Raw genomic sequence first — 11,585 nt, 5'->3', positions numbered from 1 at the left:
AATTTACATTAACTAATTACCAATTAAAAAGCTTGTATATCAAGGCCTAACCACCACTCTCCTCTTCTTCTTTAAGAAGAAAGGCACCTACCACGCCCTACTATACCTAATTTTACCATTAGAATATCCAAAAACCAGTAATTAAGTGTAGAATTCCAAATGGCTAATATTATTCCAACGACAATAGCACTGCGAAAGTGCTAGATTGTAATATAAGCTCATGTTTCAAAATACCATTTTTTTAATTCTTCCATTTTTTCACTTACTTTCTTTAGTAATGAATTCTTTTCTTGAGTGGCTGCCGTTTCTAATAACAGTTGTTGATCTTGTTTTCTTTGTTCTCTCCATTCTTGCATCAGTAAGCTAGTCTGCTTTTCTCGTTGCTTTAATACTTCTTTATGTTGTAGATCCATCTTTTTAGAAAGTCTTTCTTCCATTTCATTCATTAGTTTTTCAATTGTATGCAACTGGTGTTCATTGTTTATTTGTATTAGGTGCTCCGTTAAGTTTAAAGACTTTTCTTCGACTATCATGTCAGTATGAGGTATTAATCTATTGGTTTGCTCTTTTATCAATCTCGCAGACTTCTCTAACGTCATACCATCATGCTTACTTAATTCGATTAGTTTTTCGAAGATCAAGACATCATAATTTGAATATTGTCGATGTCCTCTACTATTCTTCTTGATTGTATAACCAACATTCTCTAAGATGTCCTGATATTTTCTGAAGGTGCTTGGTTTCAACTCTAACTGCTCTCTTATTTGAGTACTAGTTAATATTACATCTCCATCTATCATACCCCTCACACTCCTTACAATGCTTATATTCTATACTGGCATGCTATCTCCTTTTTGCATTAAAAGGTTTATCGAATTTAGCATCAAAGTTTATTGAAAGAGAAAGATTTGATGAGCTAATAAATGAATTTTTATAAAAGAGGACCACTACTTTAGTGTGATTCTCTATTTAATTTCTTCTATTGTAATTTATAAACGCATTTATATTAAACAGTAAGTTCAATAGTGTTCTATGATTTTTATATTTTGTAAAAGCATGCTTAAGATAAACCAATAATATCAAAGTTACTATGAACATTCGTTTGCATGTTATCTTTGTATAATATTGATAAAAGCATTGTTCTAATTTACAGTTCTATTATTATACGAATGAAATGATATAATAATTTCTTTATTAAAAAAAGAAATATAAAAAAACTCATTTGTATTTTTAACAAATGAGTTTTCGGATAAAATTAATATGCAAAATACAATATTTTAGTTTAAAAGATATGTCATCAAGAATATTACAAATACTGTTAAACCCGCTGATATTTTTAAGTTTCTACCTAAGTTTAAATGATTCATTATATCTCCTACTTTCAAATATAGTATTGTTATTTTAAAAATATATTTTTAAAAAATTCGTTTTTTTCTACAGATTAATCATACTAAGTATCCTGTTTTTATACCATGTATAAACTGTGAACATTATTCTATGAAAGTTTTACAACAATTTTACCTGTTATATTGACACATATATTTTAAGCCACAAAATAAAAAACTCATTTCAAAAAGTTCTTTGAAAATGAGTTTTATTTTTATTAATTATTTTGAATCAAACATTGATAAACTGCCATCATATCACGTTTATTTAGTTCTCTTATACGATTAAATATCGGTATATCTTTAACTTCTTCAGTTAATTGATTTTCAGGAACTATTTCACTTACTTTACCAGTGAGCCATGTTTGAACTGCAATTCCCTCAACAAGCTGTTGGCGTCCATTCTCATTGATTCCACTAGCTAAACAGCTAACACATGGTATTGTTAATTTATATACACCGTCATGTAAATTATCTTCAGAAATTACTTTTTTTCCTTTACAGAACGGACAAGGGTTACTCGCTTTTACTTTATTAATTAGTGTAACGATTTTTTTATATCCAAATGCTTCATAAACATATGTTAGTTTTTTGAATTTACCATTTGTAAAATATTTGTCTATGATATCTTCTCTGGTCTCCAATATATCTTTAAAATCAGTTATCGTTACTAAGTTTTTATTGCTTATTTCTTCAATATTTGTCTTAACACGATCCCAGAACGGTAAAGCATTTTGTAATACAACTTCATATCCAACGAAACTTGCTTGTTTTATTTCTAACATTTTTAAAGCAACCTGTTGTTCTCGAGATAGTAAAGAAACTTCTACAGTTAATGCTGTTTCTCCACCAACAATTGATTTTATTTCTTCTAAGACTGTTAACTGTCCAACTGTATTAATTACTTGATCTACAGGTTGATTGATGATTTCACGAATATCTAATTTGCCAAACATTAATTTTTTGTGGTGGTTTAAAACTGTGCCTTCACAAATAGGACATATAATTTGCACTTTGGAAGCTTTCATTTGTTCTTTAATGGCCGATTTTGAAATTGACATATACCGTCCAATAATCGTATTAAAGCCTTCCCATAATCTTTGTGTCTTTCCAGCCTTATCATAAAAAGTTTTTTCATAGTATCCATATAAAAAAGTTTGTTTTTCTGCTTCTGACATCTCATTAAAACTTTTACTAATGTCTTGACCAAGTTCATTTTTTATTTCATCAAATAAGAATTGTAATTTAGGATATTGGTAATATTTTAAAACTTCCATTACATCAGAATGTAATAAACCTTCCCAAAATGGTACTGTTTTATCTTGAATGACTACATCAATATCAAACTTCTCAATTACTCTACGGCCAGAACAGGAAGGACAATGATTTTCTTGGTTATAAAAGTCAAAACTTCTTGTATCCTTATTTGTCGGATGTGAAGCAACGATTTGATTGATTAGGCCGCCGATTTCATATAAAAATGTATATTGACTGTATAAATGTCTTTCTAAATCAATTGCAATAACAGGAAGAATAGCATCAGATTCATATTCTCCATAAATAAGTCGTGCCATCGATGATAGACTTTTTAATATTCCGCCTTTATAAATGTTTTCTGCATTTTTGAAATAATTTATATTATTTTCTTGTAAATATTGAACACCCTTTTGTATTTTAAGTGATGATGAAATTTGCGACTGTGGCTTTTCATGATCCTGTTTTATCTGATTAAAATAGTCATCATGATTTACAACATCGAGATGTTCAACGGGAGTAATCTTTCTTTTTCCAAAATCAACAATATAATCCGAGCTTTCTAACATGTAAGCATTGTGTTCAATCATCATAATAGAAATTGATTCATCTTTTAGAATTTCTCGAACACTATCGATAAATTGATTTAATATATTTTGTGATAATCCTTTTGAGGGCTCATCAAAAATGAATAATGTATGAGGGCTTCTTGTATTAGAAAATAGTTCAGAAACTAAATGTACACATTGAAATTCACCAGTTGATAGTGTTTGTGTTTTTCTCTCAAGAGTAAGATAGCCAAGCCCAAGTTTGATTAATAAGCTTAATCGCTTATGTGCTATGTCTTCGTTCGGTAGTTCTTCAATGATATCCTCGATTGAACGTAGGAAAATATCATCTATTTCTTCACTATATTTTGTTAACTTTCTCTTTATATCTAGGAAAGTAGCAACTGTTGATCGACTCGTAATCGATTGGTTCCGATCCTGACCTACCATCACCAATTTATCTTTTGGGTATCGTTTTAAAAAGTCTTTTGACATGCATTCATTTACTAGAGTTGATTTACCACATCCAGATTCTCCAGTAAATGTTACTAGTCTATTTTTAGGAATTTGTATATCTTGAATTTGGATATTACGACAATGAAGATCTTTAAACTCATAGAAATCATTCGGGAAAATCTCGTTTCTTTTCCAATAAATCGGTTTAGGTCGAGGAGATTCTTCAACGATTTTTCCGCCGTATTTACCACTTCCAGGTCCGAAAAACACTTGATCATCTGTTGCATCTAGTACAGTATCGGAATGGTCAATTAACCAAATTTGATTTTTAAATCCTAATTCTTTTATCTCGGCTAATATTCTATTTAAAGTATCATGGTCAAGACCTACCGAAATTTCATCGATGATTATAACAGTATTTTCACTAGTTGCCATAAATTCTGCTAAATAAAGTCGAGTTATTTCTCCACCGGATAATGTTCCAGTAATTCGATTTAGGGATAAATAGCCAATATTCATTTTGATTATATTGTTTAGTAAATGCTGTTTAGCTTCACTAATTTGTAATTCCTCTGCTAGTGATAAAATTGTTTCTACACTTAAATTATTAATATCCGAAATAGAATGTGGACGATCAAATAACTCAATTTTATATTCTTCAATTTTTTGATTATATCGGTTTCCTTTACACTTTTTACATTCAATATTTTTTGTAATTCCGCGGCCCTTACAATCCGGACACCAACCTAATTCATTATTAAACGAAAAAACTTCTGGAGAAAGATTAAACTTTTCTGCAAGGCTTACACGAATGTCTTTAAAAACACCTGTATGTGTTCCTAGTGTTGAACGTGGATTAGTAGAAATGGATGATTTGCCTAGGAAAAGTACTAATGGCATTTCTTCCATGTTAATCGCACTAAAATTTGTTTTCATTATGTTTGGGAATAAATATTGATATTCAGCTTTTGGAAGTAAAGACACTAGACGTTTCTTTGACTCCTCACCAATTGTTTGACAAAAAGTAGTTTTACCAGAGCCAGATAATCCAGCAATTCCTAATGACTGATTCTCAGGTAAAATTGCATCTAATTTATTAATATTATTTGCAATTAATTGACTTATTTTCAAATTCTTATCCTCTCTTGTCTCGTAATATTTGTATAAATTATGTATGCTCATTCCTTATATGACCTTTAATTTATGCAATTATACTTCAATCAATATTTTACCAATTTAAGACAAGCCAAGCTATAAATCGGGAATGATAAAATGATTTATATTTGAGGGATTTCAAAAAAGTATCAAATAAATCGAAATTTAATTTCTTGATTTTTTAGATTTTTTTGAAATTTTGTTTCAAAAATTATAGACAATACTTTCCATTTTTGATAGTTTTATATTATGTAAGCGCTACTAATTTAATAGAAAGTAAGGTGGAACACTAATGAAGAAAAGAAAACTTGGAAAATATGCGATTGCTGCTACAGTAGGTGCATCTCTATTATTTCAACAAATTCAAAATGTTCATGCTGAAACTACTTCACAGTACTCTATCCCTCCAAAGCATGAGCTACGAGCAGCTTGGATTGCATCAGTAGTAAACATCGATTGGCCATCTGCTACTGGTTTGTCTGAAATGCAACAAAAATCGGAGTTTATTAAACTATTAGATGATGTAGAAATGATGGGAATGAATTCAGTCGTTGTCCAAATTAAGCCGACCGCTGATGCTTTTTATCCATCCGATTATGGTCCATGGTCAAAATATTTAACTGGTACACAAGGTAAGGATCCAGGCTATGATCCACTTGCATTTATGGTTGAAGAAGCACATAAACGAAATATTGAATTTCATGCTTGGTTCAATCCATATCGAATTACTATGCCACGAACAGCACCAGGAAATGCAACTTTAGAGGATTTAAATACTTTAGCAGAAAACCATCCTGCAAGAAAACATCCTGATTGGGTAGTCCCATATGGAAAGCAATTATATTTTGACCCAGGTAATCCAGATGCACGTCAATTTATTATTGATGGGATTATGGAAGTTGTAAAAAAATATGATATAGATGCAGTACATTTGGATGATTATTTTTATCCATATCGTATCGCTGGTCAAGAATTTCCAGATCAATCTTCGTACGAAAAATATGGTAAACAAAAGTTTGATAATATTGAAGATTGGCGACGAGACAATGTAGATCAGTTCGTAAAAGTACTTCATAATTCAATAAAGAAAGAAAAATCTTATGTCAAATTTGGGATTAGTCCTTTTGGGGTATGGCGAAATATAGCAAAAGACCCTACTGGCTCAAATACTACTGCTGGTCAAACAAATTATGATGATTTATTTGCAGATACTAGAGAATGGATTAATAAAGAATATCTTGATTATATTACTCCGCAAATCTATTGGAATATAGGATTTGAACCTGCTGCATACGATATACTCGCAAATTGGTGGACGAAGGAAGTAAAAGGTAAGAATATTGATTTATATATTGGACAAGCTGATTACAAAATTAACGATAACAACGCAGCTTGGGCTCTACCTGACGAATTACCAAAACAAATTGAATTAAATCGTACAATTCCTGAAATCAAAGGAAGTATGCATTTTTCAATAAAAGACTTAAATCGAAATCCACTTGGTATTAAGGATCGTTTAAGCCAGGACTTATATAGAACAAAGGCATTAATTCCTTCAATGCCGTGGTTAGATAACCAAGCTCCAAAGAAACCAAAATTCGAAAAAGCTTCTCGAACAAAAGATGGAATCCAACTTACATTGAATACTCACCCTAATGATCAAGATGTTTCATATTATGTTGTATACCGTTTTGATGGATTACATAAAAATAGCATTGATGATCCAAGGAACATCTTAACTACTGTTCGCAAATCAAAAAATGGTAAAACAACATATTTAGATACAACAGCAAATATAGATAAAGATTACACGTATGAAATAACAGCTGTCGATCGACTTCATAATGAAAGTAAAGAAAGTAATCAAATAAAGGTCAAGGCTAGCAAGAAATAGGTAATATAAAGAGCTTCCCATTTAAAATAGGAAGCTCTTTATACTTTTAGTGTAAAAAGTTTATATTATGTTGCAGATTTCATAATTACAGCTTTTATCATAAAATAACTAATTTCAGTTGGTAATTCGTCTTTTATAGGTCGAAGTTTTTCGCTTCCAACTGTATTTATTACTTCTTTAATTTGTTTTTCAATATCAAAAGGCACTACTTCATCCCAATCAAAACGATCATCTTCCACTGCACTTTGCAAAATATGATTTTCAACAGTAGTCGTATTTAATCCTCTCTCTTTTGCAATTTCAGAAATCGAAAGTCCGTTTTGATAAGATTCGTATGATATTTTGTGTGAAGGTACTTTATTAATAATTGTTGCTTTTGGTTTTGTTGTTTCTACTTCAATTTGGTTTTCTTCTTTATACTTCTTGATCACTTCTATAAATTGATCACCAAATTTTTGTTGTTTTTGTAATCCGACACCTTTTGCTTGTAGGAATTCTTCATCAGTAGTTGGGAGTAATTTACATAAATCTCGTAAAGTACTATCTGCAAATACGACAAATGGTGGTACTCCAAGTTCTGTCGCAATTTCTTTACGTAAACTTCGCAGTTGATCAAATAAATGATTATCGACGTTTGTACTTTCAGTAACTTGGATTTCTTCTTTTTTCATTACATTTATTTTATTTAATAGTACTTCTCTTCCCCTATTTGTTACAGTTAACAGTGGGAATTTACCGCTTGTAACACCAATAAATTGTTCCGATGTTAAATAATCAATTAAATCGCCAACACTTTTTAATGTGCGATTTTTGAATAAACCGTATGTCGTTAAAGTATGAAAATTTAAGTCTATTAATTTTTTATTCATTGATCCAGTTAGTACTGATGCAACCATCGTTTTACCAAATCTTTCGCCCATTCGAATAATGCATGATAAAACGATTTGAGCATCAATTGTAATGTCTATTGCAGTCCGTTCGTCAATACAATTACTACACTTACCACAAGAGTGGTCACTTTCATCCCCAAAATATTTTAGAATAAATGCTTGTAAACATGTTTCACAATAACTGTAATCCTTCATTGATTGTAGTTTTGAAATCTCTTGTTTTAATCGATTAGGTTCAAAGGTAGATTGCTCAATTAAAAATCTTTGAATTTGAACGTCTTGTGCAGTAAAAAGTAAAATACATTCACTTTCTAATCCATCTCGTCCTGCTCTTCCAGCCTCTTGATAATAACTTTCCATATTTTTAGGCATTTGGTAATGGATTACGTATCTAACATTACTTTTGTCAATTCCCATTCCAAATGCATTTGTAGCAACCATTACATTAATATTATCTTGTAAAAATGCATCCTGTTGTTTTGAACGTTCTGCATCGCTTAAGCCTGCATGATATTTACCGACGGAAATGCCTAGGTTTTTTAATTTATTGGTAACATTATCTACTTCTTTCCTAGTTGCTGCGTAAATAATACCAGATTCGTTTTTATTTTGTTTTATGTAATTACAAATATAATCTAATCGATTTTGTCCTCTAATCACTTTAAATGACAAATTCTCTCTTTCAAAGCCTGTAATGATCGTCGTTTCCTCAATTATTCCTAGTTGATTACATATATCAGATTTAACTTGAGGAGTTGCCGTAGCAGTAAGTGCTAATATTGTTGGGTTCGTAGGCAATTCTTGTATTAAGTTTTTTATACGTAAGTAACTTGGTCTAAAATCATGTCCCCACGACGATATACAGTGTGCTTCATCAACTGCTACAAGTAAGATCGGCAATCTTTTTAATTCATCGATAAAGCTTTCTGATTCTAACCTTTCAGGCGCAACATATAGAATTTTGTATTCGCCATAGCTTAAATCCATCATTCTTTCATTTACTTCATTATAAGAAAGTGAACTATTAATAAATGTGGAAGGAATACCTACTTGATGCAATGCATCTACCTGGTCTTTCATTAAAGAGATCAAAGGAGAAATGACGAGGGTAACTCCTTGGAGAATTGTCGCTGGAATTTGATAACAGATCGACTTTCCACCACCTGTTGGCATAATACCAGCTGTGTGCTTTCCTGATAAAACTCGTTCAATAATTTGTTCTTGTCCCGCTCTAAAATTTTCATATCCAAAATACTTTTTTAAGTTTTCTCTTGCAAGTGTTAACATGCTTGCCTCCTTTTTTATTTTATTTGTACAACTCTATTTTACTATAAAGAAATTGAAGAAAGTAATTTTCTTAAGCCGTTTTCGAAATTTGCATTATCAAGCTTTTGACGTTTTTTTGGTCCCTTCACTCGTCCACCCGCATTTCGAATTTTCTTTGAAACATATCGAGTATGTAATAGTGAATCAATATTTTCATTTGTATATTGAAAGCCGTTTTGATTTAATACATAAGCTTGCTTTGATAAAACCATAGCAGCAAGACCATAGTCTTGGGTAATTACGAGATCTCCACTTACAACTCGATTTACTAATGCAAAATCAACTGCATCCGCACCTTGGGAAACTACTATCGTTTCAGCGCCTTCTCTTTGCATTATATGAGCAGTATCACATAATAAAAGAACGTTTATTTTAAATTCTGCTGCGATTTTAATTGTTTCTGAAACTACTGGACAGCCATCTGCATCAATTAAAATTTTCATTTGATTCTTCCTCTTTCAATTGTTCTTTTAAAATAAATAGTTCGTTATCTGTTAATTTTCTCCATTTACCTATTTCTAGATTTTCCATATGGATATTCATAATTCGAATTCTCTTTAATTTAATCACTTTAAATCCAAAACTTTTTGCCATTTTCCGAATTTGACGATTTAAGCCCTGCGTTAAAATAATACGGAATGTAAATTCATCTATTTTTTCAACTTTACATTTTTTAGTTAAAACATTTCCGATTAGTACACCATTTGACATGCCATTAATAAAATCTACATTAATTGGCTGATCGACTGTAACAATATACTCTTTTTCATGTCCATGTTCACTATGTAAAATTTTATGTGCAATAGGTCCGTCGTTTGTAAGGATGATTAATCCTTCAGAATCTTTATCTAATCTACCTATTGGAAAAATCCTCTTTGGATAATTAACAAAATCAATTATATTCCCTTTTACGGTTTGTAATCCTGTACAAGTAATTCCTACTGGTTTATTTAGGATAATATAGTCTTTTTCACTCGTTAAGTAAATAGCTTCATCATTTACTTGTACAACATCGTTTTCTTCTACTATGCTGTTTTTTTCAGCAGTTAGTCCGTTAATTTTAACCTGTCCCGCAGCTACCAATCGTTCTGCTGCCCTTCTGGAACAATACCCTGATGCACTAATATAAACATTAATTCTCAAATCTTATTCCTCTTTTACTAGTCTTTCCTTTATCATAACAAAAAGTGTTGTGACAGAACAGTCATCACAACACTACGAATTATTTATAAAGTTACTTCTTTTAGAAAATTGATAAAATCTGAATTACCACGTTCTTCAGCAATTTCAATTGGTGTTTTACCAGAATTATTCGTTTTAATTTCAGCACCGTTTTTTAACAAATGTTCAGCTATAGAAGTGTTTCCTTCAAATGCTGCGATATGTAAAGGAGTGTGGCCTTCACTGTCGCTAATATTAGGATTTGCTCCATTAGTTAAAAGAAAATCGATCACTTCAATTGACTTAGCACCAGCAATAGCTGCATGGAGAGCCGTGTTTTGTGGAATGAATGAAAGCTTTGAGTGAGAAAGCTCATTGATCTGAGCACCATTTTTTACTAAAGTTTTTACAACTTCATATTGACCGTAATGTGCTGCGATTCCAAGTAACGTTAGCCCATGTTCATTTTCTTCATGAATCAAATTCGGCTGGTTACTTATTATTTCAATTACAATTTCATTTTCGCCTTTTTCCGTAGCATCAAATAACTTTGCAAGTAAATTTTCCATCTTTATCTCTCCTTATTTCTACATTCAATTTGTAAATAATTTAAAAATAAATGAAGCCTTTTATTTAAAAGTCTCGCCTCATCTACATCTACTGGTATTAATTGAATTGTATTTCCTTGTTGCATTTGTACAAGTTTCCAAAGGTCTGAATAAATTACTGTACCTAATGTGGCATATCCACCTGTAGTTTGTGAGTCTGCTAGTAAGATAATTGGTTCACCAGATGGTAGGATTTGAATGGTTCCAAAAGTAGTGCCTTCTGATAAAATATTTGAGTCAAACTGTTCTAAATTAGCATTTTTTGAATTTAAATACATTCCCATTCTATTAAAGATACCAACTGTAAGAGGTTCAGATAAAATTTGTGTTTTTATCTGGTGATGTATTTTTTCAAAATGACTACTTTTTATAAAATGAACCAAATTATGCTTATGATAGATTGGTATATACTCATGCTTTAGTCCATTTTTTACTAGTTTATATGTAGTCCTTGAACCATAAATTATTGTACCTTTCTTAACAATTAATCCAAGAGAAGCAGGCTCATACGAGGACTGACTTTCGAAGTGACATTCACTTGTAATTCCGGCGGGTACCGAAATATATGAGTAAACACCATTATTTCCCCCGTTAAAAGTCAATATCTCTCCTTTTTCTATGTCGATTATTTTATACATGTCAACGAATTTACCGTTAATTGTAGGTTTCAAATCTCCGCCTGTAATGACGATTGAGCATTGATTTAATGCTTTTAAGACTGTACCACCAATCGCAATTTCGATACTAGATGCATTAAATTTATTTCCTAATAATAGATTTCCAATTTGATAAGCTAGCTTGTCCATCGCACCAGATACAGGTATCCCTAAATGTCTAAATCCATTCCTACCATTATCTTGAATTGAAATAGATACACCTCTTTGTAAAACTTCAAAAAGCTCTTTCAA

General features: G+C 31.1%; 8 protein-coding genes. 1 reads left to right on the top strand and 7 read right to left on the bottom strand.

Going from position 1 to position 11,585, the window contains the following annotated elements; translation table 11 throughout:
- Positions 1 to 218: 218 nt before the first annotated feature.
- Together COE53_RS07030 and COE53_RS07025 are read right to left on the bottom strand one after the other, a co-directional pair.
- Positions 219 to 800: a MerR family transcriptional regulator gene (locus tag COE53_RS07030; protein WP_069032583.1), complete on the bottom strand. Its 582-nt coding sequence runs from the start codon at positions 798 to 800 to the stop codon at positions 219 to 221.
- An 803-nt stretch (positions 801 to 1,603) separates the two neighbouring features.
- Complete coding sequence (locus tag COE53_RS07025; RefSeq protein WP_098947604.1) at positions 1,604 to 4,774, bottom strand: ATP-binding cassette domain-containing protein; 3,171 nt, start codon at positions 4,772 to 4,774, stop codon at positions 1,604 to 1,606.
- 316 nt (positions 4,775 to 5,090) lie between these two features.
- Between COE53_RS07025 and COE53_RS07020 the strand changes: the two genes are divergently transcribed.
- Positions 5,091 to 6,692: a glycoside hydrolase family 10-like protein gene (locus tag COE53_RS07020; RefSeq protein ID WP_098947602.1), complete on the top strand. Its 1,602-nt coding sequence runs from the start codon at positions 5,091 to 5,093 to the stop codon at positions 6,690 to 6,692.
- Between the two features lie 65 nt (positions 6,693 to 6,757).
- On the opposite strand, the gene recQ is transcribed toward COE53_RS07020, so the two are convergent.
- The 5 genes from recQ to COE53_RS06995 all read right to left on the bottom strand — a co-directional run bounded on the left by recQ (position 6,758) and on the right by COE53_RS06995 (position 11,585).
- Complete coding sequence (recQ, locus tag COE53_RS07015) at positions 6,758 to 8,869, bottom strand: DNA helicase RecQ (protein ID WP_098947600.1); 2,112 nt, start codon at positions 8,867 to 8,869, stop codon at positions 6,758 to 6,760.
- 41 nt (positions 8,870 to 8,910) lie between these two features.
- Positions 8,911 to 9,351 (bottom strand): YaiI/YqxD family protein, encoded by a 441-nt coding sequence (locus COE53_RS07010; protein ID WP_025569195.1) that lies wholly within the window; start codon positions 9,349 to 9,351, stop codon positions 8,911 to 8,913.
- A complete protein-coding gene (locus COE53_RS07005) occupies positions 9,335 to 10,051 on the bottom strand; it encodes a pseudouridine synthase (RefSeq protein WP_091021361.1) in 717 nt (238 codons plus the stop codon). The genes COE53_RS07010 and COE53_RS07005 overlap by 17 nt, the downstream gene beginning before the upstream one ends.
- Positions 10,052 to 10,134: 83 nt before the next feature.
- On the bottom strand, positions 10,135 to 10,638 hold the full coding sequence (locus COE53_RS07000) for an ankyrin repeat domain-containing protein (protein WP_098947598.1): 504 nt from the start codon (positions 10,636 to 10,638) through the stop codon (positions 10,135 to 10,137).
- A gap of 2 nt (positions 10,639 to 10,640) precedes the next feature.
- The gene (locus COE53_RS06995; RefSeq protein WP_098947596.1) at positions 10,641 to 11,585 is read right to left on the bottom strand and encodes a 5-oxoprolinase subunit C family protein; all 945 of its coding nucleotides are present in this window, start codon (positions 11,583 to 11,585) and stop codon (positions 10,641 to 10,643) included.

The organism is Bacillus sp. AFS029533 (assembly GCF_002585125.1).
Classification (GTDB): Bacteria; Bacillota; Bacilli; order Bacillales; family Bacillaceae_G; genus Gottfriedia; species Gottfriedia luciferensis_B.
Note: the sequence above shows the minus strand (reverse complement) of the source record. Positions and strands in the feature narration are given on the sequence as shown.